This window comes from Polynucleobacter sp. HIN9 (genome assembly GCF_030297635.1).
Classification (GTDB): Bacteria; Pseudomonadota; Gammaproteobacteria; order Burkholderiales; family Burkholderiaceae; genus Polynucleobacter.
Genome location: NZ_AP028140.1, coordinates 981,671 through 1,006,919, shown reverse-complemented (window position 1 = coordinate 1,006,919; position 25,249 = coordinate 981,671). Strand labels below are relative to the sequence as shown.

The 25,249-nt window shown below is 50.3% G+C and carries 19 protein-coding genes and 1 tRNA gene; 15 read left to right on the top strand and 5 right to left on the bottom strand.

The window, feature by feature from the left end:
* Positions 1 to 4: 4 nt before the first annotated feature.
* Entirely contained in the window at positions 5 to 1,180 is a 1,176-nt protein-coding gene (locus tag QUE62_RS05290; protein ID WP_286260978.1) for an ATP phosphoribosyltransferase regulatory subunit, read from the top strand.
* A 53-nt stretch (positions 1,181 to 1,233) separates the two neighbouring features.
* Positions 1,234 to 2,565: an adenylosuccinate synthase gene (locus QUE62_RS05285; RefSeq protein WP_286260977.1), complete on the top strand. Its 1,332-nt coding sequence runs from the start codon at positions 1,234 to 1,236 to the stop codon at positions 2,563 to 2,565.
* A gap of 31 nt (positions 2,566 to 2,596) precedes the next feature.
* Here QUE62_RS05285 and QUE62_RS05280 read toward each other — a convergent pair.
* Positions 2,597 to 2,683: transfer RNA gene (locus tag QUE62_RS05280), tRNA-Leu, on the bottom strand.
* 74 nt (positions 2,684 to 2,757) lie between these two features.
* Between QUE62_RS05280 and rnr the strand changes: the two genes are divergently transcribed.
* Positions 2,758 to 5,085: a ribonuclease R gene (rnr, locus tag QUE62_RS05275; RefSeq protein ID WP_286260976.1), complete on the top strand. Its 2,328-nt coding sequence runs from the start codon at positions 2,758 to 2,760 to the stop codon at positions 5,083 to 5,085.
* Positions 5,082 to 5,843: a 23S rRNA (guanosine(2251)-2'-O)-methyltransferase RlmB gene (gene rlmB, locus QUE62_RS05270; RefSeq protein WP_286260975.1), complete on the top strand. Its 762-nt coding sequence runs from the start codon at positions 5,082 to 5,084 to the stop codon at positions 5,841 to 5,843. The genes rnr and rlmB overlap by 4 nt, the downstream gene beginning before the upstream one ends.
* Here rlmB and tal read toward each other — a convergent pair whose 3' ends face one another.
* Positions 5,844 to 6,788 carry a transaldolase gene (tal, locus tag QUE62_RS05265; protein ID WP_286260974.1) on the bottom strand — a complete coding sequence of 315 codons (945 nt, stop codon included), beginning with the start codon at positions 6,786 to 6,788 and terminating at the stop codon, positions 5,844 to 5,846.
* Positions 6,789 to 6,835: 47 nt separating this feature from the next.
* Here tal and rpiA point away from each other — a divergent pair, with 47 nt between their 5' ends.
* On the top strand, positions 6,836 to 7,561 hold the full coding sequence (gene rpiA / locus QUE62_RS05260; RefSeq protein ID WP_286260973.1) for a ribose-5-phosphate isomerase RpiA: 726 nt from the start codon (positions 6,836 to 6,838) through the stop codon (positions 7,559 to 7,561).
* A 6-nt stretch (positions 7,562 to 7,567) separates the two neighbouring features.
* On the opposite strand, the gene QUE62_RS05255 is transcribed toward rpiA, so the two are convergent.
* Positions 7,568 to 7,840: an oxidative damage protection protein gene (locus tag QUE62_RS05255; RefSeq protein ID WP_286224866.1), complete on the bottom strand. Its 273-nt coding sequence runs from the start codon at positions 7,838 to 7,840 to the stop codon at positions 7,568 to 7,570.
* Between the two features lie 78 nt (positions 7,841 to 7,918).
* Positions 7,919 to 9,268 carry an amino-acid N-acetyltransferase gene (argA, locus tag QUE62_RS05250; protein ID WP_286223045.1) on the bottom strand — a complete coding sequence of 450 codons (1,350 nt, stop codon included), beginning with the start codon at positions 9,266 to 9,268 and terminating at the stop codon, positions 7,919 to 7,921.
* A gap of 85 nt (positions 9,269 to 9,353) precedes the next feature.
* Between argA and hrpA the strand changes: the two genes are divergently transcribed.
* The 10 genes from hrpA (at position 9,354) to xth (ending at position 22,929) form a co-directional block, all read left to right on the top strand.
* On the top strand, positions 9,354 to 13,304 hold the full coding sequence (gene hrpA / locus QUE62_RS05245; protein ID WP_286260972.1) for an ATP-dependent RNA helicase HrpA: 3,951 nt from the start codon (positions 9,354 to 9,356) through the stop codon (positions 13,302 to 13,304).
* Positions 13,305 to 13,375: 71 nt separating this feature from the next.
* Positions 13,376 to 14,356, top strand: a complete 981-nt coding sequence (locus QUE62_RS05240) for a YVTN family beta-propeller repeat protein (RefSeq protein ID WP_286227487.1) — start codon at positions 13,376 to 13,378, stop codon at positions 14,354 to 14,356.
* A gap of 10 nt (positions 14,357 to 14,366) precedes the next feature.
* Positions 14,367 to 15,116 (top strand): polysaccharide deacetylase family protein, encoded by a 750-nt coding sequence (locus tag QUE62_RS05235; protein ID WP_286260971.1) that lies wholly within the window; start codon positions 14,367 to 14,369, stop codon positions 15,114 to 15,116.
* 19 nt (positions 15,117 to 15,135) lie between these two features.
* Positions 15,136 to 16,128, top strand: coding sequence for a sterol desaturase family protein (locus QUE62_RS05230; protein ID WP_458574804.1), 993 nt, complete (start codon positions 15,136 to 15,138; stop codon positions 16,126 to 16,128).
* 18 nt (positions 16,129 to 16,146) lie between these two features.
* On the top strand, positions 16,147 to 17,016 hold the full coding sequence (locus QUE62_RS05225) for an EI24 domain-containing protein (protein WP_286260969.1): 870 nt from the start codon (positions 16,147 to 16,149) through the stop codon (positions 17,014 to 17,016).
* Positions 17,009 to 17,824, top strand: coding sequence for a competence/damage-inducible protein A (locus QUE62_RS05220; protein WP_286260968.1), 816 nt, complete (start codon positions 17,009 to 17,011; stop codon positions 17,822 to 17,824). The genes QUE62_RS05225 and QUE62_RS05220 overlap by 8 nt, the downstream gene beginning before the upstream one ends.
* 187 nt (positions 17,825 to 18,011) lie before the next feature.
* On the top strand, positions 18,012 to 19,427 hold the full coding sequence (gene glnA, locus QUE62_RS05215) for a type I glutamate--ammonia ligase (protein WP_108508496.1): 1,416 nt from the start codon (positions 18,012 to 18,014) through the stop codon (positions 19,425 to 19,427).
* Positions 19,428 to 19,450: 23 nt separating this feature from the next.
* The gene (gene glnL / locus QUE62_RS05210; protein ID WP_286224858.1) at positions 19,451 to 20,587 is read left to right on the top strand and encodes a nitrogen regulation protein NR(II); all 1,137 of its coding nucleotides are present in this window, start codon (positions 19,451 to 19,453) and stop codon (positions 20,585 to 20,587) included.
* The gene (gene ntrC / locus QUE62_RS05205; protein WP_286260967.1) at positions 20,584 to 22,047 is read left to right on the top strand and encodes a nitrogen regulation protein NR(I); all 1,464 of its coding nucleotides are present in this window, start codon (positions 20,584 to 20,586) and stop codon (positions 22,045 to 22,047) included. Before glnL ends, ntrC begins: the two co-directional genes overlap by 4 nt.
* Positions 22,048 to 22,077: 30 nt before the next feature.
* The gene (gene xth, locus QUE62_RS05200) at positions 22,078 to 22,929 is read left to right on the top strand and encodes an exodeoxyribonuclease III (RefSeq protein ID WP_286260966.1); all 852 of its coding nucleotides are present in this window, start codon (positions 22,078 to 22,080) and stop codon (positions 22,927 to 22,929) included.
* Between the two features lies 1 nt (position 22,930).
* On the opposite strand, the gene QUE62_RS05195 is transcribed toward xth, so the two are convergent.
* Positions 22,931 to 25,057 carry a M3 family metallopeptidase gene (locus QUE62_RS05195; RefSeq protein WP_286260965.1) on the bottom strand — a complete coding sequence of 709 codons (2,127 nt, stop codon included), beginning with the start codon at positions 25,055 to 25,057 and terminating at the stop codon, positions 22,931 to 22,933.
* Positions 25,058 to 25,249 lie beyond the last annotated feature (192 nt).

Below are 25,249 nucleotides of genomic sequence, written 5' to 3'. Positions count from 1 at the left end.
CACCATGAACCGTTGGTTATTGCCCGAGGATATTGCTGATGTATTGCCAGCCCGGGCTCGTAAGATCGAGGAGTTGCGGCGCCGCTCGCTCGATCTGTATCAATCCTATGGCTATGAGCTCGTTAGTCCGCCGTTATTGGAGTTCTTGGATTCGCTCTTAACTGGGACGGGATCTGATCTTAATTTGCAGACCTTCAAGCTAGTTGATCAGCTCTCGGGCCGCACCTTAGGCTTGCGTGCCGACATCACACCTCAAGTAGCGCGTATTGATGCACACCTTCTCAATCGCGAAGGCGTAACCCGTCTGTGCTACGCAGGGTCGGTGGCGCGGGTGCGCACACCGCCAGGCTCGACCTCGCGTGAAGAGTTGCAATTGGGTGCCGAGATTTATGGGCATTCCGGATGGGAAGCTGATCTCGAGGCGATCCAACTCCTTCTGAAAACACTTAGCCAAGCTGGCATTGGCAAGATCTATTTGGATCTCTCACATGCTGGCGTTCTCAAAGGAATCTTGGGGGATTTGGTATTGAGTCATGCTGATACCGAGACCCTCTACACCTTATTGCAAACCAAAGACCGGCCGAGTCTCGCTCAATGGGTGAGCCAGTTTGCTCCCTCGATTAGTAAGCCTTTATTGGCATTATTGCAACTCAATGGAGCATGTGCCGAGGTCTTGGCCAATGCCCGTTCTGGTCCCCTGGCATTGCCCAGTCAGTCTCTGATTGAGCAATCTCTCAAAGACCTAGAGCGTTTGATTGAGGCGATCAGTCGCTTATCCGATCAACTCGAGCTCTCACTTGATCTGGCGGACTTGCGTGGCTATCAGTACCACAGCGGTGTGATGTTTGCGGCCTATGTCGATGGTTTACCTCAGCCGATTGCGCGAGGTGGTCGCTATGACCATGTGGGTCAAGCCTTTGGTCGCTCACGTCCGGCTACGGGGTTCTCTCTTGACCTGCTCACGCTGGCCGACCTATCGACGATTTCCATCAAGCGCCAGGCTATTCTGGCGCCATGGTCGGACGACCCTGCTTTAAACCGTCGCATTGCAGAGTTACGCGCCGAGGGTGAGGTGGTGATCCAGGTTCACAAAGGGGATGACGCACATTCTGAGGAGTTTGAGTGCCAACGCGAGCTCGTTAAGCAGGGCACTGTCTGGGAACTAAAATCACGTGCCTAGTGGCTTGATCACTACAATTAGGCTAAATCAATAAAAAATGAAGTGGAATGGATATGAGTAAGTCTCAGGGTCGTAATGTTGTCGTGATTGGCACGCAGTGGGGCGATGAAGGGAAGGGCAAGGTGGTTGATTGGCTCACCGATCACGCACAAGCCGTCGTACGCTTTCAGGGTGGACATAACGCCGGACATACACTCATTATTGGTGGCAAGAAAACTATCTTACGCCTGATTCCTTCAGGGATCATGCATCCTCAAGTCATTTGCTATATCGGCAATGGTGTAGTGCTCTCACCGGAGGCTCTATTTAAAGAGATTGGCGAACTTGAAAGCGCAGGTCTTAATGTACAAGGACGCTTAAAGATCTCCGAAGCAGCCACGCTCATTCTTCCGTACCACGTGGCGATTGATCATGCGCGTGAGAAAAAACGTGGCAGCGATAAGATTGGTACGACCGGGCGTGGAATTGGTCCTGCGTATGAAGATAAAGTAGCTAGACGAGCACTCCGGGTACAAGACTTCTTTTATCCCGAACAATTTGCCTCTAAGTTGCGCGAGAACTTGGATTATCACAACTTCGCATTAACTCAGTATTACAAAGTGGATGCTCTAGACTTTAATCGTGTGCTCGATGAAGCCATGTCCTATGCGGAGCGCATTAAACCCATGGTAGTGGATGTCTCAAGCGCACTCTATGCGGCTGAGCAAGCGGGTCAGAACCTTCTCTTTGAAGGTGCACAGGGCACCTTACTTGATATTGACCACGGTACTTATCCCTTTGTGACCTCGAGTAATTGCGTTGCTGGTAATGCGGCTGCTGGCTCTGGTGTAGGACCCGGTTCATTGCATTACATCTTAGGGATTACCAAAGCCTATTGCACCCGGGTGGGCGCAGGACCATTCCCCAGTGAGCTGTATGACCACGAGAACCCCAATAAGCAAGATCCGGTTGGCATTCGTCTCGCTGAGGTCGGCAAAGAGTTTGGATCAGTGACCGGACGACCACGGCGTACGGGTTGGCTTGATGCCGCGGCACTAAAACGCTCCATCCAAATTAATGGTCTCTCTGGCTTATGCATCACGAAGCTTGACGTGCTCGATGGCATTGAGACCATTCGTCTGTGCGTAGGCTACAAGCTGGATGGCAAGACCTTGGATGTTTTGCCACGAGGTGCTGAAGCGGTCGCGCGTTGTGAACCCATCTACGAAGACTTTAAGGGCTGGACTGAGAGTACCGTTGGGATTACAGATTGGAACAAGTTACCCAAGACCGCTCAAGACTATCTCAAACGCGTGCAAGAGATCTGTGGCAAACCGATTGCGATGGTCTCTACCGGACCAGAGCGGGATGAGACCATCCTCTTGCAGCATCCGTTTGAAGATTAAATGAGGATTGGTATTTAATCCTCTTGCATTTTGGTGCCCAAAAGAGGACTCGAACCTCCACAACCTTTCGATCGCCAGCACCTGAAGCTGGTGCGTCTACCAATTTCGCCATTTGGGCATATTTGCATTATAGGTTGCAGTCATCACATTGTGGTCAAATCACTCTAATGACCTTAATTGCGAAAGCCGTTCATGCGTAAATCGGATCAACCCATTACCCGCGATAGCGATCGCATGGGCACGGTTCAGGGTCACCGCGATGGCTTTGGCTTTGTGGTGCCCGATGACGGCGGTGAGGATATCTTCCTAGCCGAGCGTGAGATGGCTCGGGTCATGCATGGTGACCGGGTCTCGATTCGAGTATTGGGTACCGACCGGCGCGGCCGACCTGAGGGTCAAATTGTGGAAGTGCTGGTGCATGCCAATCGCTTGGTCATTGGACGTCTACTTAATGAGAACGGTGTTCTGATTGTGGCGCCTGAGGATAAGCGTATCGGTCACGACATCCTCATTCCACCGCGCGGGCAAGGCATGGCCAAATTGGGCCAGGTGGTGAGTGTTGAGATTATTGATTATCCCGATAGTTATCGCCAGGCTGTTGGCCGAGTTGTTGAGGTCCTGGGTGAGATTGATGACCCCGGTATGGAGATCGAGATTGCGGTTCGTAAGTATGGTGTGCCCCATACGTTCTCACCTGCTGCCCTAAAAGAAGCTGAAGCATTACCGAATGAAGTCACGCAGGAGGATCTCAAGGGCCGAGTTGATCTACGCGATATCCCACTGATTACGATTGATGGCGCCGATGCCAGAGACTTCGATGATGCAGTCTATTGCGAGCCAGTGCAGTATGGCCAAACCAAAGCCTGGCGTTTAATTGTGGCGATTGCTGACGTTGCCCATTATGTGAAGCCCGGTCATCCACTTGATAAGGATGCCTTGCTGCGGGCCACCTCGGTGTATTTCCCTCGCAGAGTGATTCCGATGCTACCCGAGAAAATCTCGAATGGCCTTTGCTCCCTTAATCCCGAAGTCGACCGCTTGTGCATGGTTTGTGATGCGGTGGTGGATCAAAAGGGTGAGATTCTGGCGTATCAGTTTTACCAAGGCGTGATGCACTCAGCACAACGCTTCACCTACGATACTGTCTGGGAGATATTAAGTAATACTCGTGGACCCGAAGCAGTGCGCTTTGCCCAGTTTAATGATCAGCTAAACCACCTCTACCAACTCTACAAAATATTATTTGCCGCCCGTGAGAAGCGAGGCGCGATTGATTTTGAGACCGTTGAGACCCAGATCATTAGTAATGAGCTCGGTAAGATCTTGCGCATTGAGCCCCGATTGCGTAATGACGCCCATCGCTTGATTGAAGAGTGTATGTTGACCGCGAACGTCTGTGCTGCTAATTTTCTACAAAAGCATGAGCATCTCAGTCTCTTTCGAGTGCATGGGGAACCCTCGGTCGAGAAAGTGCAGACCCTCAAGCAGGTGTTGCGAACCACTGGCTTACATCTAACCGGAAGCGAGAAGCCTCATCCCAAAGACTTCTCAAAGCTCATGAAAGAGATCAAGGGCCGGCCTGATGCTAGCACCTTGCAGATGTTGATTCTGCGGTCGATGCAACAAGCCATTTACCAACCAGAGAACGAGGGCCACTTTGGTCTGTCGTACCCTGCGTACGCTCACTTCACAAGCCCCATCCGGCGCTACCCCGATCTCCTGGTGCACCGCTCGATCAAAGCAATCTTGAGTAAGAAAGCCTATCATCCGCATTTGCCAGAAGATGTACCCATGAACCTCACCATGCCTCGTAAGGGGCAAGGTCGCGCCAATGCCGCTGCTGTGAAGCAGTCACAGCAGGATAATAAGGCAAAGAGTAAGCGCGCAGCGAATACCAAAGGATCCAAAGAGGGTGCAGCACTAGCCGTCTGGGCCCAGTTTGGAGTCCATTGCTCTGCCAACGAGCGCCGTGCCGATGAGGCCTCACGCGATGTAGAGGCTTGGCTTAAGTGTTATTACATGCGTGACCATTTGGGTCAAGAGTATGCGGGCACGATTACCGGGGTGGCTAACTTTGGCCTCTTTGTGCAACTTGAGAGTTTATTTGTGGAAGGCATGGTCCACGTTACTGAATTAGGGGGCGATTATTACCAATATGATGAAGCCCGCCAAGAGTTACGAGGTGAGCGCACCGGCATTCGGTATCGAATTGGTGATCGCTTGCATGTCTTAGTGAGTCGAGTGGATCTCGATGCTCGCAAGATTGAGTTCAGCCTCGTGAAAGCCAATGGCAGCAATGAGCGCGATGGCGCACGATTTAAATCAGCGGTCTTGGCCAATGACTCAGGTCGCCCCTCTAAGAAAGCGGCCCACAAGAAAACCCGTCCTGCCGAGAAAGCGCCTAAGCGCGAGACCACAACCGCGAGTAAGAAATCAAAGGCAAAAACGGGTAAGACTGCACGTCAGCCATCGATGGGTCAGGGAACCGGTCGTAAGAGTCATAAGGGCAAACGCAAATGAAGCAGTTGCTCTTGGGATTTCATGCGGTGCAGACGCGTTTGCGGGTTGATCCCCAGAGTATTCAGTCGGTCTACTACGATCCTGCTAGACGCGATCGTCGGATGGCGGACTTCATTAAGCAAGCAGAACCCATCTTGGGGAAGCGTTTGTACACCGCTAATGCCGAGCGCTTACACAATCTTGCTGGCCATGATCGTCATCAGGGGATTGTGGCGATGGCAGAGGGCATCTCTGTAGCAAGAACCTTGCCAGAACTATTAGATAGCTTAGATGCTAAAAGTGATCCACCCTTACTCTTAGTACTCGATGGTATTACGGATCCTCATAACTTAGGCGCTTGCCTGCGTGCAGCCGATGGTGCGGGGGTACATGGTGTGATCGTTCCTAAAGATCGCTCAGCCAGCATCAATGCCACCGTGAGTAAGGTCGCCAGTGGCGCTGCCGAGGTAATCCCAATTATTACGGTGACCAATCTTGCAAGAACCATGCGCGAGATGCAAGAGCTTGGAATTTCGATCATTGGTACTGATGATGAGGCCCAGGAGTCGATCTATGACATTGATCTCAAGGGGCCCACTGCGATCGTTATGGGTGCAGAAGGTGAGGGTATGCGGCGCTTAACCCGCGAGACTTGCGATCAATTGGTGCATATTCCGATGCAAGGGGCGGTCGAGAGTTTGAACGTCTCGGTGGCCACTGGTGTGACACTGTATGAGGCGCGCCGCCAACGCGTACAAGCTAAATCACCGAAGAAGTGATTAGCGAACTAGCAAGGCCTCGAGTTTCTCAATATCGGCACAAAAGGCCTGAATACCTTCTTGGAGTTTCTCGAAGGCCATGGTGTTTTCAGTTAAGAGGGTCTGAAACCGTGCTTGATCCAAGTTCAAGCGCTCCACATTGGCTAATTTAGCATCGCTAACTAGTAATTTTGGGCTCACTGGTTCGGTACTGGCTTGCAATTCAGCTAAGAGTTCGGGGCTAATGGTCAGTAGATCGCAACCCGCAAGCTCTAAGATCTGACTGGTATTTCGAAAGCTTGCCCCCATGATCTCGGTTTCAATCTCAAAGTGTTTGTAATAGGTATAGATGCTGCGCACCGATTGCACCCCGGGGTCGTTGGCGCCCCCGAACTGCTCGAGAGACCATTGATCGCCCAACAACTTCTTATACCAATCACTAATGCGTCCCACAAATGGAGAAATTAATCGAGCCTTAGCATCCGCACACGCAACTGCTTGCACCACCGAAAAAAGCAGAGTCATATTGCAATGAATACCTTCTTGCTCAAGCTCACGAGCCGCCATAATGCTCTCCCAGGTGCTAGCAAGTTTGATTAAAACCCGCTCGCGGGGGATGCCCATTGCCGCGTAGAGCGCGATGATCTCTTTGGCCTTCGCAATGGTGGCAGCGGTATCAAATGACAGACGTGCATCGACTTCGGTTGAGACCCGACCCGGCACAATGCGCAGTATCTCCACCCCAAACGCCACCAAGATCCGATCAATTAATTGGGCAGGGGAGGCGTTGGGATGATCACGCTGCACCGATGCAACCAAGGCTTGATACTCTGGCAGCAAGACCGCCTTGAGAATGAGCGATGGATTAGTGGTTGCATCTTGCGGAGCAAAGGCGCGCATGCGCTCAAAGTCGCCAGTATCAGCAACCACGGTGGTATAGCGTTTGAGTTGGGCTAATGTGTCCATAAGGTAATGGCATATGATAGCGAATATCCTTCTGTATCATTGCGTTTATGAACCAAGACGACCTCAAAAAACGCGTTGCCCAAGCTGCCAAAGACTATGTCATTGGGGCTATGCCCAAGGGTCAGTATTTGGGGATCGGGACTGGCTCAACCGCTAACTGGTTTATTGATCTACTTGCACCGTACCGCGATCATTTTGCGGGAGTGATCTCAAGTTCACTAGCAAGCACTGAGCGTTTGCTCAAATTAGGCTTTCATGTGGTCGACGCCAACCAATTACCTGATGCGATTGCAAAGCAATCCTACCCCATGCCAATTTATGTGGATGGTGCTGATGAAATTAATCCGCAGGGTCATATGATCAAAGGTGGTGGCGGCGCTTTAACCCGCGAGAAGATTATTGCTAGCATGGCTCAAGACTTTATCTGCATCTGCGATGAGACTAAACTCGTACAGCAACTTGGCCACTTTCCCCTCCCGGTAGAGATTATTCCCCTGGCGCAAACGGCGGTTACCAAAGCCCTTGCCCCATTGGGTGGGCAAGCTCAATTAAGACTGATCAAATCCGGTAAAGCCGAAGGTCAACCCTATCTCACCGATAACAAGGCTTGGATCTTAGATATCCATGGCTTATCCATTGAATACCCAATCGCCCTTGAGGAAGCAATCAATCAAATCCCAGGCGTAATTAGTGTGGGACTCTTTGCCAAACGTAAGGCAGATGTATTGCTTCTGGGTAAAGAGGAAACCGTAGAAACTCTTCGATTTAGCTAAGCGCAACTACTGCGTAGGTGGTACATAGCCACTAGCCATATCGGCGCCACCTTCAAAGAAATACTTCTCGACCTGCTTGAGAAGGTATTGGCGGGCTCGGGGATCGGCCATATTGAGGCGGTTCTCATTAATGAGCATGGTCTGGTGCTTTAGCCATCCAGCCCAAGCCTCTTTAGATACCTGATTCCAGATCTTTTTACCAAGATCGCCAGGTAGGGGAGCAAAATCTAAGCCCTCAGCTTCTTTATTAAGCTTAATGCATTGAACCATTCGTGCCATATCAACCTCGATTGAACTAATTCCTTTGATTATAGGCACTCACACCTGAGTCGGCATTGCACCTCTAAATGCGGGGGATTAAATCTTCTTGGTGAGCACCATGGATTTGCGATCCCAGTTGTAGATCTGCTTACGCTCTTCTGGAAGATCGTCAACGGTAGCGCGGACAAAGCCGCGCTTGAGGAACCAGTGCTCCGTACGGGTTGTCAAAACAAATAATTTGTTAATGCCTTCTTGCTTGGCACGTGCTTCAATGCGTTTTAATAGCCGCTCACCATCACCCGAACCCTGGGAGTTGGGGTCAACCACCAGGCAAGCAAGCTCTCCCACACCATTGGGAAACGGAAAGAGGGCGGCGCAACCAAATAAGACCTTATCGTGCTCGATGACCGAGAACCTGGCGATATCGCGCTCGATCACGTCCTGACCACGCGCAGCCAAAATGCCCTCTGCTTCGAGTGGCAGTGTGAGTTGCAAAATACCACCCACATCATCTTGCGTTGCTTCACGGAGGTTCTCGATATCGGAGGCGGCCAGCATCATGCCCACGCCATCGTGTGTGAACAATTCTTCGAGTAAAACACCGTCCCGATCGCAGGGTAAGAAATGCGCACGGCTCACACCAGAGCGCACCGCGCGCATGGCCGTGTTCAAGAAGTTGCGCATATTGCTTGGTAGATCAGGGTAGAGCTGGAGGTAGTGCTGAAGTTGGGCAATCGAGAGCTCAGTAACTAGTTGACCTTCCTCATCTTGCAACCCTGGAAATGGCGTTAAGAACATCAGCTTATCGGCTTTCAGAGCTGCAGCAGTAGCGGCAGCCACATCTTCAAACGATAAGTTAAATGCCTGACCGGTGGGTGAGAACCCAAGCGGTGAGAGTAATACCAACTTACCGCTATTGAGGGACATCCGAATCGATTCGGAGTCGACTTTACGGACAAGCCCAGTGAGTAGGTAATCGATCCCATCAACCACACCAATCGGCATTGCCGTAATAAAGTTGCCCGAGATTACTGAGATGCGGGAGCCCGCCATGGGGGTATTGGGTAAACCGCGACTAAACGCAGCTTCAATATCCAGACGCAGTTCACCAGCCGCCTCTTTGACACACTCAAGAGCGGGAGCATCGGTAATCCGATAACTGCTCATGTGGCCCTTACCAAACTTGCTCTTGATCTTACGCAAGGAGAGCTGCTCATCGATTTGGGGACGAATACCATGAACCAGGACGATGCGCATACCCATGGCATGCAACATGGCAATGTCCTCAATTAGGTTCTCGAGTTGATCGAAGTCCTGGGCTAGCTCACCGGCAAAGGCAATAACAAAGGTTTTCTCACGAAAGGCGTGGATATAGGGCGCTACCTCGCGTAGCCAGCCAACGAAGGGAAAGTGAGCGGAATGGGAGGAAGATGGAAGCGCGGACATAATGCGAAAATTATAGGGTGCAAGCGCGTAGATACCAAATAAATCATGGATGCCAATCCTTACAACTCATGCTTCGGCCTAGACTATGAGCGAGTCAAGCGCGATCGTTTGGCATTCACTACGGGGTAAACCCATTACCTTCCCAGAGAGTTTGCCGGTCTCCTCGCAGCGCGAGGTAATCGCCAAAGCCTTACTGGCAAGCCCTGTGATCATTGTGTGCGGAGAAACGGGTTCAGGCAAAACCACCCAGCTCCCCAAAATATGCCTAGCTTTGGGCCGAGGCAAAATCCATCAGGGTGGACTAATCGGTCATACGCAGCCGCGTCGTATTGCCGCCACAAGTACCGCCAAACGAATTGCCCAAGAACTGGGTACACCTTTGGGTGAAGACGTGGGCTATCAGGTGCGCTTTGCCGATCACACCAGTAGCCAAGCATCGATCAAATTAATGACCGACGGGATTTTGTTGGCGGAGACCCAGGCTGATCCTCTCCTTAAAAAGTACGACACCATCATCATTGATGAGGCCCATGAGCGCAGTCTCAATATTGATTTCTTATTGGGTTACTTAAAACAACTAATTGCGAAGCGACCCGATCTCAAACTCATCATTACCTCAGCGACGATCGATGCCCAACGGTTTGCCAACCACTTTGCAATCCATGGTCAAGCCGCTCCGGTGATTGAGGTGAGTGGTCGACTCTTTCCTGTGGAGCAACGTTATGCACCATTGCAAGTTGATGGTCAAAAGGAGGCTCTTGAGATCCCCGAAGCGGTTTGCAAAGCAATTGGCGATGTGTGGCGTGAGGGTGCCGCAGGGGCTGGCGATGTCCTGGTGTTTTTGCCGGGTGAGCGGGAGATTCGGGAGTGTGCTGAAGCCTTACGCAAAGACCCATTTTTACAACAACGTTTCCATCCAGAGATCCTGAGCCTATTCGCACGGCAAGCAGTGAGTGAACAAGAGCGCGTATTCCAAACCGGCAATGGCCGCCGGATTGTGTTGGCAACCAATGTGGCCGAGACCTCCTTGACCGTGCCGAACATTCGGTATGTGATTGACTCAGGATTAGCGCGCGTCAAGCGTTACTCGTATCGGAATAAGGTTGAACAGCTTCAAGTGGAGCCGATCTCTCAGGCTGCAGCGAACCAACGTGCGGGTCGTTGTGGCCGTGTAGCCGACGGTATCTGCATTCGCCTCTATAGTGAAGTGGATTACCAAGCGCGCGCCGCGTATACCGACCCAGAGATCTTGCGCAGCTCACTCGCCGCCGTGATCCTACGAATGGCCGCGTTGCGCCTACCCAATATTGCTCAATTTCCATTCATTGATAAACCTTTGGGTCGAGCGATTGTCGACGGCATGCAGCTCTTAGAAGAGTTAGGTGCGATTGAGAACGCAGCCGAGCCAGATGTACAGGGTCAACACCGTGTTCAACTCAGCGCGATTGGCAAGGCTCTCGCTGAGCTACCCTTAGATCCTCGTATCGGGCGGATCTTGCTCGCTGCGCGTGAGCAGCAGGCACTCAAAGAACTCACCATCATTGCTGCAGCCATGGCCTGTCAAGATCCGCGGGAGCGGCCGCTGGAGTTTGCCAGTACAGCTGATCAAGCCCATTTGCAATTTGCTGATGAGCGTTCTGAGTTCCTATCGTTTGTGAAACTGTGGAACTGGTATCAAGAGGCTCTGAAACACAAGCAAAGTAATCGCCAGCTGGAGAATCAATGCCGCAGCCTCTTTCTCTCACCTAGGCGTCTTCGAGAATGGCGCGATGTGCATGGGCAATTGCATGTCTTGCTGGCGGAGAAGGGTTGGAAAGAGAATCAAACCCCAGCAACCTATGAGCAAATCCATACAGCTCTTCTTACTGGGCTTCTTGGCTATATTGGCAAGCGCGACGAAGATGCAAGTGATCAACGGGGCAATAAAGCCGGTGACTATCTCGGGGCTCGGGGTATTCGTTTATTCATTTGGCCCGGATCGAGCCTGGGTAAAAAAGTGGGCGCATGGTTTGTGGCGGGTGAGATTCAAGAGACCACTCGCTTATACGCGAGAACCTTGGCCAAGATCGAGCCTCAATGGATTGAGCGAGTTGCCAAACATCGTCTAGTGAAATCATTGAGCGATCCCTTTTGGGATAAGGAACGCGGCGAGGTCTTAGCCTTTGAGCGAGCCACACTGTATGGCTTACCCGTCTACCATGGTCGACGAGTAGCTTATGCGCCGCACGATGCAAGGGAGGCGCACGCCTTGTTTATTCAGAAAGCCTTAGTCGAAGGGGAGATGTTTGGTAAGGTCGACACCCCAGCTTTGGAGCGTGAGACCCAAGCGGAAGCAAAACGTCGTTACGGTAAATTATTTGCCTTCTTTTGGCACAACCGTCAAATGATTCGGGAAGTGGAGGCGCTAGAACATCGCTCACGCCGCCCTGATGTATTAGTGGACGATGAGTTGCTGTGTGCGTTCTATCGCGAACGAATTCCAGAAACGGTCTATAGTCGCAGCGGTCTCCAAGCCTGGCTTGAGGAGGATCGTGCCAAACTGGAACAAAAAGACCAGAGTCTGCGTCTCCAGAAATCAGACCTGATGCGCCACGAAGCTGCAGGTATTAGCGCTGACCGCTACCCCAAAACAATCGTCATGAATGGTGTGAGCTTGCAAACTAGCTATCACTTTGAACCGGGTAGTCCCAAAGATGGCATTACCTTGATCGTACCCATCACCGTTCTGAATCAGGTCGATGCGATTCAAGCGGAGTGGCTCGTGCCAGGCCTCTGTGTTGAGAAAGTCCAGCTACTTCTGAAGTCCTTGCCACAAAAGATTCGTCGTCATTGCATCCCATTGCCAGAGAGTGCTAAACAATTTGTTCAAGAACACTTAGACAGCAACAGTTTTGGGAAGGGGGATTTAATTGATCGGCTGATGCGCTATATCCGTGACCAGAATCCAATTGAGGTCAAGCGTACCGACTTTCGACCCGAGACCTTGCCGGTCCATTGTTTCATGAACTTCCGTTTAATCGATGAGCATGGTCGACAGCTAGAGTTAGAGCGTAACTTAAATCGCTTACGTAGCGAGTATGGTGCGATAGCGCGTGACGCCTTCCAGAGCCTTGCTGATGCCAATATAAGAACGGTACAAACGGATCAAGCACAGGCATTACCCATTCAGAAGGGTAGTTATCAGGCTTGGGATTTTGGTGAGCTAGCGCAGACCGTCACCATGACACGTGGAAACCAAACCATCCAGGGCTATCCGGCATTAGTAGATCGTAAGACAGCGGTAGAACTGGAAGTATTTGATGACCCAGCGGAGGCGAAACGAATCCACCGCCAGGGTTTATGCCGACTATATAGCCTGGTCTTAAAAGAGCATACCAAGGCTTTGCATAAACAATTACCGCATGCGCGCGAGATCGGTTTACTCTTTATTCAATTAGGATCAGTCGAGGAGCTCATTGAGAACATTGGCATGATGGCGATTGAGCGTGCCATGTTGCAAAACCAATATCCCACCAACAAAGCGCAGTTTGAAGAATCACTAAAACAAGGCAAACCCCGCCTCATGCTCATTGCTGGTGAGATCGCGAAACACGTGTTAACCAGCCTGCAAGAGTATGCCGAGTTGCATAAGAAATTAATTGCTGCCAAAGCCTTATCAAGTAGCGCCTATGAAGACATGCGCTCGCAATTGCAGGGATTGATTCATGCGCAGTTTGTGAAGCAAATACCTTATGAGCATTTGGTGCACATACCACGCTACCTGAAGGCCATTGGGCTAAGGATTGAAAAACTGCGTAGTAATGCTAGCCGCGACGCTCAAAACCAGCGCGATTGGGAGTCTGTTGCAAGGCCTTGGCAGAGGATGATGCAAGAGAGTAAAAGCATGGCTGGAATGAATGATGAGCACGATGCGCGCTTGCGTGAGTTCCGGTGGCAGCTTGAGGAGTTACGGGTTGCCTTATTTGCCCAAGAACTCAAGACCCCTATGCCAATGTCGGTCAAGCGCCTCGAAAAGGTCTTAGCCAGTCTGCGCTAATAAGCCCAGAGTTCTTAGGCCTTTGGTCACTTTGGATGCGGCAAGTAGGGCCTTACAATCACGCTATGCAAATGATTCAATCCCTTTTAACCATCGCAGTGGCCTCATTTCTTTGGATTTCGGCTCCGCTTGCTGCCCCAGCCGAACCCAAACTCGCAATTGTGCTGAACTCCGGCGAGGCAACCGTGAGCCTCATCGATATGCAAACCCGCAAGGTGACCAAAACCTTTTATGTTGGCAAAGAGCCGCATCATTTGATGATGACCCCGGATGAGAAAACTCTCTTGGTCGCCAATGCGGTGGGCGATGACATTGCCTTGCTGAATCCATTAACCGGTGAGATTACTGGACGGATCCCCAAAATTATCGATCCTTATCAGATTGGCTATTCGCCTAACAATAAATGGTTTGTGGCCGCTGCCAATCGTTTAGACCGTGTTGATGTCTACGCTGCCAATGGTGCCGACTTTAAGTTGGCTAAATCAATTCCTGCAGCCAAGACCCCTAGTCACATCGCGTTTACTGCCGATAGCAAACTGGCATTTGTGACCTTGCAAGATTCGGCTGAGGTAGTGGCGATTGATTTGGATAAGCAGGTGATCGTCTGGCGGATGCGCACCGGACCGGTTCCTGCCGGCTTGTGGATGACGCCCAATGATCAGTACTTATTAGTCGGCATTACTGGGGCAGATTATGTGCAGGTGATTGATTGGCGCAACCAAAAAGAGATTAAACGTATCAAGACAGGCAACGGAGCGCATAACTTTCGGCCAATGGGTGACAAGAAGCATGTGTTTGTCACCAATCGTGTAGCGAACTCGATTAGCCTTTTGAATATGCAAACGCTTGAGAAGATCGGTGATATCACAGGACTTCCAGCAGGGCCTGACGATATGGAGTTGACGCCTGATGGTAAAACCTTATGGGTCACCCTGCGCTTCTCAAAACGAGTGGGTGTGATCGATGTGCCCTCGATGAAGCTGATTGATGTGATTCCGGTGGGGCGCTCTCCACACGGTGTCTTTTTCTATCCCCGCGCTAAGTGGGAGTAGGGTGTCTCGCATGCGCATGATTCGGTATCCACTCATCATCGCATGCATTCTCTTGAGCCAAGTCGTGTCTGCACAATCCAGTGCTTGTAAAAATACGGCTTACCTCACGTTTGATACTGGCAATATGGCGGTTGCCGAGTACATTGCCCAAGTACTCAAGCAACAGAACATTAAAGCCACTTTCTTCTTAGCCAATGAGAAAACCAAACAGGGCGGCTATTCGTTGGATGATTCATGGAAGGGGTATTGGCAAGCCAGACTTCAAGAGGGCCATCGCTTTGGTAGTCACACCTACGATCACAGCTATTGGGTCCAAGATGTTGGTGAGAGTGATGTGATGTTAAGACCCCAGTTTGGCAAAAATGCTGGCAAAGCGATTCGTTTTGATCAAGCGCAACTTTGCCAAGAAATTTCCAGAGTGAGCACCCGTTTTCAGGAGCTCACAGGTAAGCCGATTGATCTGATCTGGCGTGCGCCGGGCGGTAAGACCTCACCTCGACTAATTGCCATGGGTGAGCGGTGTGGCTATCGCCATATTGGTTGGTCCCCCAGCGGCTTTCTGGGTGATGAGTTGGACTCTAAGCGTTTTCCAAACACAAAGTTACTGGAGCAGGCCAGTCGGGGTCTCAAGAATGGCGACATTGCCATTGCCCATTTGGGCATTTGGTCGCGAGAGGATCCATGGGCGCCTGCGGTTCTGGAGCCGCTCATTGAGAACTGGAAGAAACGCGGCTTCTGCTTCGCCTTAATCCCGAATTGACGATAATAGGGGCATGAGCCTGATTCAATCGATTCAAGACGCTTACGCCGATTTGCATACTTGGTTGTATACGCAGATGGTCGAACCTATTTTGTTCCGAGCCGGTGCGATGGCATGGGCGGAAGATCTGTTTGACGGTACCGAATGGTTTATGTTGGGTGTGATTCAGATTCTGATCATTGCCATTGTGTTTCGGACCTGGGAGCGTATCAACCCTGCTGAATCTCAGAACAATGCAAGACCGTATGTGCGGACGGATATTCTCTATACCCTGATTCACCGCCTTGGTTTATTCCATGGGGCATTCTTTATCTTGTTCTCAAGCCTGTTTTTCTACCTCTCGGGTGTCTTGCACGATTGGCGCTTTGAGCGTTTTAATGTCGAGGGCTGGATCCCCGGTGTAACCACCATCCCCATCGTTAGTTTTCTGATCTATCTGATCATTCTCGATTTCATTGATTATTGGTATCACCGCGCTTCGCATCGCTTTCATTGGTGGTGGCAGTTACACGCCTTACACCATAGTCAAACACGCATGACCGCATGGTCCGATGATCGTAATCACATCATCGATGATGTGATGCGTGCCATGGTCTTTGCCTTCTTTGCCCTGATCTTTGGTGTACCGCCTGGGCAATTTATCTTTTTGGTAGTGGTCGGACAGTTGGTGCAAAGCTGGCAACATGCCAATCTGAAGATTGATCTTGGCCCCGCAAAGTATCTATTGGTATCACCCATGTTTCATCGCTATCACCACGCCGTGGGCTATGGCCATGATGCGCCGGGTAAGCCTGGCGTATTGGGAGGTTGTAATTTTGGGGTGTTATTTCCGTGGTGGGATATGTTGTTTGGTACTGCGGTGTTTGAGAAGCGCGTTTTTCCAACGGGTGTTCGTAATCTTGAAGTATCAAATAATCTTTTGGTGCAGCAATGGCAGGGCTTCACACACTCCTTGCGATACCTGTTGAATCTACCCCGGTCAACAGAGACCAAATCCAAATCGATCAGCTAAGTAGATGAAGGAGCACGATTGTCTGAGTTAATTCGTTCACTGGGCCTCGCATTAGTTGGGACCATGCACCCAAAAATGCTGTGGCTTAGCTTTCGCCCATTCTTAATCGTGTCGATCTTCTGGGGCGTAGTGATTTGGCTGATCTGGTCTCCAGCGCTAGAGATGCTTCGTACCTTCCTAACTGCATCGATCTTTACCAGCTGGATTCAATCGGGACTTGAGTACGTTGGCTTTGATGAGGCACGCGCTTGGATTGCACCCTTGTTCTTAGTGATCCTATTAATACCAATCATTGCCATTAGCCTCTTGGTTTTTATTGCATTCTCGACCGTTCCTGCTGTAGTGGATTCGGTCGCGAAACAAAAAGCCTACGAAGGAATCATGCGAATCAAAGGTGGTAGCTTTGTTGGCAGTTTCTTTTATACCCTGTGGTCCGCACTGATTTGCTTGGCTCTGGTGATGCTGACCCTACCGGTATGGTGGATCCCCCCATTGTTTGCGATTCTGCCACCGCTCTTGTGGGGCTGGTTAACGATGCGTTTGATGGCCTATGATGTTTTACTAGATCACGCAACAGCAGAAGAGCGCAATCAATTACTGGAGACGCATCGCTGGACTCTTTTGGGAATAGGCGTGGTCGCAGGGATGATTGGTGCGGTTCCTACATTCTTTTGGGCCACCTCGGTATTGGCTTTAGTCCTCTTTCCATTTGTATCCTTTGTGGCACTGTGGATCTACTCACTCATCTTTATCTTCTCCGCTCTTTGGTTTAGCCATTTCTTATTGCATGCACTCAAGCAATTACGTCAGAAGGAACAATTGAACACGATTGATACCTCGGCAACCTTGATCGCTAATCCATCAAATTCAGGAGTGATTGATGGCTAAGGAGCGTCGTTTTGGCTTAATTGTTATTGGGGATGAGATTCTGTCGGGGCGTCGCAGTGATAAGCATCTGAGCAAGATGATTGAGTTACTCAGTGAGCGGGGTATGCATTTATCATGGGCTCGTTATGTGGCGGACGACCCCAATCACATTACCCAAACCCTTAAAGAAACCTTTGCAAGTGGCGATGTGGTCTTTAGTACGGGTGGTATTGGAGCGACTCCGGATGACCATACGCGTCAGGCTGCTGCTCGCGCTCTAGGCGTTGAGCTTGCCTTGCATCCGCAAGCGAAGGAGCTCATTACAGCTCGTATCATTGCCAGCGCCGAGGGCGATCCCATCAAAGCTGATCTCAATCGCCCTGAGAACCAGCATCGCTTTAAGATGGGTGAGTTTCCAGTGGGCAGCGAGATTATTCCTAATCCGTACAACCAGATTCCGGGATTTCGGATCCGTGAGCACCATTTTTTTCCGGGATTTCCAGTAATGGCTGCGCCGATGATGGCATGGTGTTTGGATGAACACTACCGTGATCACTTTCATCGAACCAACTGGTTAGAGCAAAGTTTCATTGTTCCTAGTGGTATCGAATCGACCTTAACCCCACTCATGGAATCCATTGAGTCTGAATTTCAAGGGATTAAAGTGTTTAGCTTGCCTTCGGTGGGTGATCCGATTCGGGGTGGCGTGTTTGCCAAGCGCCATATTGAGTTGGGGGTGAAGGGTGATGCAGATATCGTGCCAATGGCCCTTGAAAAGCTCAAATCAGGCACAACTGACCTTGGTTTTGAGGTCTTTATTCACCAATAAATCCACTTTATTGCACCCAAATAGTGCAATATTGGCTTAAATCGCAATTTATTCACCAAAGTAGTGCAAAATGTCAAAATCGTGCAATCCTGCACGAGTACAGTTCATCCTATGTATTAAATCGGAATTGGCATGGTTAAAACCATGTTGTTGAAAAACGCTTTATCTATTCATCGAGGAGAGTTGCATGACCAAAACTGTCGCAGACGTAATGAAATTAGTCAAAGAAAAGGAATGTACTTTTGTGGACTTCCGCTTTGTGGATACCAAGGGAAAAGAGCAGCACGTATCGGTTCCTATCTCCGCATTCAATGAAGATAAATTTGAGAGTGGTCATGCGTTCGATGGTTCATCGATTGCTGGATGGAAGGGTATTGAGGCGTCGGATATGTTGCTCATGCCAGACCCAACCGCAGCGTATGTCGATCCATTCTATGAAGAGCCAACCTTGGTTCTCACCTGTGATGTGATCGAGCCATCCGATGGTAAGGGCTATGATCGCGACCCACGTTCGATTGCTAAGCGCGCTGAAGCGTATTTGAAGAGTTCCGGTTTAGGAGACACGGCTTACTTTGGTCCAGAGCCAGAGTTCTTTGTATTTGATGGCGTGCAATGGAATGTCGACATGCAAGGTTGCTTCGTAAAGATCAATTCTGAAGAGGCACCATGGTCATCGGGTGCTGATATTGAAGGTGGTAACACGGGTCATCGTCCTGGTAAGAAGGGTGGTTATTTCCCCGTTGCACCTGTTGATACTTTCCAAGACATGCGCTCCGAGATGTGCTTGATTCTTGAGTCCTTGGGCATTCCCGTGGAAGTGCATCACCATGAAGTTGCGGGTCAAGGCCAAAATGAATTGGGTACCAAGTTCAGCACGCTCGTACAACGCGCCGATTGGACCATTTGGCAAAAGTATGTCGTCCAGAACGTAGCGCACGCCTATGGCAAGACCGCAACCTTTATGCCAAAGCCAGTGGTTGGTGATAACGGCTCAGGCATGCACGTGCATCAGTCGGTCTGGAAAAACGGTGAGAACCTTTTTGCAGGTAATGGCTACTCGGGATTGTCTGAGTTCGCGCTTTATTACATTGGCGGCATCATCAAGCACGCTCGTGCACTCAATGCGATTACCAACCCAGGTACAAACTCCTATAAGCGTTTAGTTCCAGGCTTTGAGGCCCCTGTGAAGTTGGCATACTCAGCACGTAACCGCTCGGCATCGATTCGTATTCCATACGTTGCTAATCCAAAAGGTCGCCGGATTGAGACCCGTTTCCCTGATCCATTAGCAAATCCATACTTGGCATTCTCTGCCTTGTTGATGGCAGGCCTGGACGGTGTACAGAACAAGATTCATCCAGGTGAAGCAGCTGATAAGAACCTCTATGATTTGCCACCTGAAGAAGATGCCAAGATCCCAACCGTGTGCCATAGCTTGGATCAAGCTCTGGAGTGCTTGGATAAGGATCGCGAGTTCTTGACTCGTGGTGGCGTGTTCACAAATTCGATGCTCGATGCTTACATTGATCTGAAGATGGAAGAGGTCACCCGCTTCAGAATGACCACGCATCCGATCGAGTTTGATATGTATTACTCGCTGTAATTATTTGATTGGTTGCGCGCGCTATGTTGCGTAATCCATTAAGTAAAGGGGCGGTTACTGGTTCGCCAGTCGCTGCCCCTTTTGTTTCCAGCATGCTCGACCAAATGCCAAACTCGGTATTGGTGTTTGTGGGCGCCACAAAAGATTTAGCCTATGCCAACGCTGCTGCCGAAGCATCCTTGGATTTATCCCGCAAGAGCTTACAAGGCTTAACCCTGTATGACCTCTTTGGCGATAACCAATCCTTAAATCACATGATTGATGAGGTCTTTGCAGGCCGCGCTGCGGCTCAGCGCCAAGAGTTAGTGTTGTACTCGGTTCCTGGAAAAATCTATCGTGAGCCACTTGCAGTGCATGTGGTGATTGCAATGTTAGAAGATCCAACGCTCATGATGATGGAGTGGTTCCCGATCGATCAACAATTACGTAGTGAGCGTGACGAGCGCGTCTCGCATCAAGTTGAAGCCAATAAACAACTCATGCGTAACCTTGCGCACGAGATCAAAAATCCCCTCGGTGGCATTCGAGGGGCTGCTCAACTTTTAGAGTTTGAGTTACCCGAGAAGGGCCTGCGCGAGTACACCCAGGTCATTATTAAAGAGTCAGATCGCCTACAAACCCTCGTGGATCGTTTACTAGCGCCGCATCGCAAAGCCCATGCGATGGAGCCGCTTAATATTCATGAGGTTTTGGAGCGCATTCGTAGCCTGGTATTAGCTGAGTTCCCCCAAGGCTTGAAGATTATTCGGAACTACGACACCAGCTTGCCCGATATATTAGGCGATCAGGAGCAGCTGATTCAAGCGGTCCTCAATATTGTGCACAACGCTGCGCAAGCCTTGGCTGATGAAATTCGCCGTGGGACCGCCCAGATTGAATTACGAACCCGCGTCGCACGCTCGGTCACGATTGCGAAGCAACGTCATAAATTAGCCTTGGATCTGCATGTGATTGATAACGGTCCTGGTATCCCCGATGAGATTCGGGAGCGGATCTTTTTTCCCTTAGTCTCGGGACGCGAGGGCGGGAGCGGTCTTGGTTTAACCCTTGCGCAAACCTTTGTGCAGCAGCATCAGGGCTTTATTGCCTGCGAGAGCCGTCCAGGCTATACAGATTTTCATATACAGATTCCTTATCGGAAGCAGGAGATAGCGGCATGAGCAAACCAATCTGGATCGTGGATGACGATCAATCCATTCGCTGGGTTCTCGAGAAGGCACTAAGTCGCGAGAAGATACCGCATCGTAGCTTCAGCAATCCCAATGACGTGCTCAATGCCCTTGAAAAAGAATCCCCAGAGGTATTGATCTCCGATATCCGTATGCCTCGTGGCAATGGCATTGATTTGTTACAGCATGTGAAGGCGAGCCACCCGCATTTGCCAGTCATCATTATGACTGCCTATTCAGATCTCGAGTCAGCGGTTTCATCGTTTCAGAGTGGGGCGTTTGAGTATCTCACCAAACCATTTGATATCGATAAGGCCGTGGAGTTGATTCATCGTGCGGTTAGTGAAGGCAAACGCTCACCAGGACCCAATAAAGAATCCAATGCGTGGCTCCAAGAAGCCCCAGAGATTATTGGTCAAGCGCCCGCGATGCAAGAGGTCTTTCGAGCTATCGGACGCTTATCCCAATCACAAGTCACGGTGCTGATTACAGGTGAGTCTGGAACGGGTAAAGAGTTGGTGGCGCACGCACTGCATAAACACAGCCCACGGGCCAAGGGACCATTTATCGCCTTGAACACCGCAGCTATTCCCAAAGACCTACTTGAGTCCGAGTTATTTGGCCATGAGCGCGGCGCATTTACCGGTGCGCAAGCACTGCGGCGTGGACGTTTTGAGCAGGCTGAGGGCGGCACACTCTTCTTAGATGAGATCGGTGATATGCCATTTGATTTGCAAACTCGGCTCTTAAGGGTGTTATCCGATGGTCATTACTACCGCGTGGGTGGGCATGATCCGATTCGGGCGAACGTGCGCATTATTGCTGCGACCCATCAGAACCTAGAGGCAAGAGTGGCGCAAGGATTATTCCGGGAAGATCTATTGCATCGCTTAAATGTGATTCGGATCCGTTTGCCCGCTTTACGTGAGCGCTCGGAAGACATTCCTGCACTTGCACGGCACTTCATGATCTCCAGTGCGAAGTCTTTAGGGGTTGAGGCAAAGCGCCTATCGGATGAGGCCATTAAGGCGATTAGCCAAATGTCCTTTCCCGGAAACGTGCGTCAACTCGAGAACCTTTGCCACTGGATGACCGTGATGTCACCCTCCACCATTGTTGGGGTTCATGATCTCCCCGAGGATTTACTGCAATCGGCCAATCCTCCTGCTACAAGCGCAAGTTCATCGGTAGCCGCCTCTATACAAAGTTTAGAAGCCAGCATTAGTCAACGGGGCGGGGATTGGGAGAGTAACTTACATCGCTTGGCGGTCAAGATGCTGCAAGAAAACCAAGACGAGGTATTTGATTCTCTCTTAGCTAAGTTTGAGCGCTCGGTCTTAAGTGCGGCGCTTGAGGTCACGCGCGGCCGTAAGGTAGAGGCAGCAACCCGCTTAGGAATTGGACGCAATACGATCACTCGCAAACTGCAAGAGTTGCAGATCGAAGTCTAAGTTAACATCGCTGGCCTTTACAATCCAGTGATGTCTACCCATTCAAGTATTCGTTTAGCCGCTTGGAACGTGAATTCCATTAAGGTTCGTCTGCCACATGTGATTCAGTGGTTGGAGAGTCAGGAAAAAGCGCAACGCCCAATCGATGCCCTGTGCCTCCAAGAGCTTAAACTCACTGACGATAAGTATCCTCATCAAGAGTTAGAGCAGGCCGGCTACTTGAGTCTCGCCAATGGCCAAAAAACCTATAACGGGGTCGCAATTGTGGTGCGTAAGGCTGCGCTCAGTGCAATCAGTTCCGATCCCCAAACTACCTTTCTAAAGGTCACCAAGAACATCCCGAACTTCGCCGATGAGCAGCAGAGGATTGTTGCCGCCACAATTTCATTTAAAGAAGCGCAACCCATCCGCATCATTAGTGCCTATATGCCTAACGGGCAAGACCCGGCGAGCGATAAATTTCAGTACAAATTGGCTTGGTTACAAGCCTTGCAAACCTGGCTGCGTGATGAACTAGCAACCTATCCCCGCTTAGCTCTGCTGGGCGACTTCAACATTGCACCGGAGGACCAGGATGTGCATGACCCCAAAGCTTGGGAAGGGCAAAACCTAGTTTCTCCGCAAGAGCGGGAGCAATTTCAGAGACTCATTCAGTTAGGATTGTGCGACTCGTTCCGACTGTTTGAGCAAGCCCCAAAATCCTATAGCTGGTGGGACTATCGCATGATGGCATTTCGTCGTAACGCGGGATTGCGTATTGATCACATATTACTTAGCAACGCTCTTCAAGAAAAATGCATGGCCAGTACGATTGATAAAACCCCCAGGGGCTGGGAGCAGCCCTCGGATCACGCTCCGGTGATTGTGGAGATTGCTAAATAAGTTAATGTGCAGTCACCAAGCCACCATGACGCAATAGCGCATCAATTTGTGGGGGACGCCCCCGAAACGCCGCAAATGACTCAGCAGCCGGGCGACTACCGCCTACCTCCAAAATCTCTTGGCGATACCGAATACCGGTCTCTGGATCCAAGACCGTGCCCTTAATCTTGGCCGCTTCCTCAAATGCAGCATAGACATCTGCCGATAAAACCTCAGCCCATTTATAGCTGTAATAGCCTGCGGCATAACCGCCCGCAAAGATATGACTAAAGGTATTGGGCCAGCGTGAGATCGATGCTTGAGGAATCACGTGGTATTCGTTATTGATCGATCGGGCCAGGTCTAAGACCGCCTGACCTTGTGCAGAGTTCGCATCAAAGCGCGAATGCAAACGCCAATCGGTTAAGGAGAACACCAGCTGACGCATGGTGGTTAAGCCATTTTGGAAGTTCTTGGCAGCCAGCATTTTGTCAAATAAGGATCGGGGTAAAGGCTCGCCCGTATCAATATGAGCGGTCATGCCTTGTAACACTTCCCACTCCCAGCAGAAGTTCTCCATAAACTGGCTGGGTAACTCAACTGCATCCCATTCAACTCCATTAATACCAGAGACACCCAATGCGCCCACTTGCGTGAGAAGGTGGTGAAGACCATGACCGCTTTCATGAAAGAGGGTAATGACATCATCGTGAGTAATTGTTGGTTGGCGCAATTGACCATCAACCTCGACGGGTGCAGCAAAATTACAAACCAGATACGCAACTGGTGCCTGCACCTCGCCATTACTAAAAACACGACGGCCACGCGCATCATCCATCCATGCACCACCGCGTTTGCCTGGACGCGCATAGGGATCTAGGTAAAAGTAAGCAATGGGTTGCTGCTGACCATTTAGGATTTCAAACGATTGAACGCTAGGATGCCATGTGGGCAGCGATGCAGGGCGGATACTCACTGAGAATAGGGTCTGGATTACCTTAAACAATCCCTCTAAAACCTTTGGAAGAGGGAAGTACTGTTTGAGTTCATTCTCAGAGAACGCATAACGAGCTTGCTTGAGCCTCTCGGATACAAATGCCATATCCCATGGCTCAATTTCTTGAAGGCCTAGGGACTTCATTCCAAACTCTTGCAGCTCTAACCAATCCTTTTGTGCAAATGGCTTGGCGCGTTGGGCAAAGTCACTTAAAAAGGTATCGACCTCAGCCACATCTCGTGCCATCTTGGGAGCTAAGCTGAGTGCCGCATAGTTTGCAAACCCAAGCATTCTTGCTTCTTCATCCCGCAGACGTAATTGATCAATCATGTTTTGGGTGTTATCCCATTCCAGTTGACCACGACCATATTGCGCAGCTAGCTCGGAGGCGCGTGTGACGTATGCCTCATACATGAGACGCCGCAGTGAGCGATTCTCAGCATACTGTTGCACAGGATAATAGGATGGAAAGTGCAGAGTAAATGCCCAACCTTCCAAGCCCTTTTGTTTGGCAGTATCAGCCGCTGCCGCAATCACATCCTCAGGCAATCCAGCCAGATCGTCAATCGAGGTCACCACATGCACAAAGGCGTCGGTGGCATCGAGCACGTGATCTGAAAAAGCTTTAGCCAAAACCGCCTGCTCATCCTGGATCTGGGCAAAGCGGGGCTTATCAGTATCGGGTAGCTCCGCACCTCCCAAACGAAAGTCACGCAAGGAGTTCTCAATCACTTTCTTTTGATCAACACTTAGAGCTTCAAATGAAGAGCTATTCCTTAACTCTTTATAGCGCTGGTAGAGGGCTAAGTTTTGCCCAAGACTGGCAAAGAAGGCGGTAACTTTGGGTAACATCGCACCATAAGCTGCACGAAGTTCTGGAGTATCAGCGACTGCATTGAGGTGCGATATCACCCCCCATGAACGACCCAATTGCTCGGTGGCATCCTCAAGTGGTTCGACTAAATCAAGCCACGTTGCTGGTGTTTTTGGATCGACCGCCCGAGTAACCGCACTCTCGCAAATACCTAGCAAGTGCTCAATGGCTGGAGCAATTTGCTCAGGACGCACGGCATCGTACTGCGCAATGCCGCGACCAAAGGATAAAAGGGGATTTCGGGAATCGAGGGAAGAGGGATTAATTGGAGCATTCATAGGGATAGCTTAATGGAATTTTCTTCAAAAGGTTTTATCAACATTAGATGACTGCATCTTAATTAAGAGTCATAAAATATGGAATTTATGAATAGGATTTCGTGGTGGAGAACTTAAAAAAGCAAAGTCGAATTATTCAAAACATGAATAAAACTTTTTCTACCTTAAAAAAGGCCGGAGTGATTAACGCTC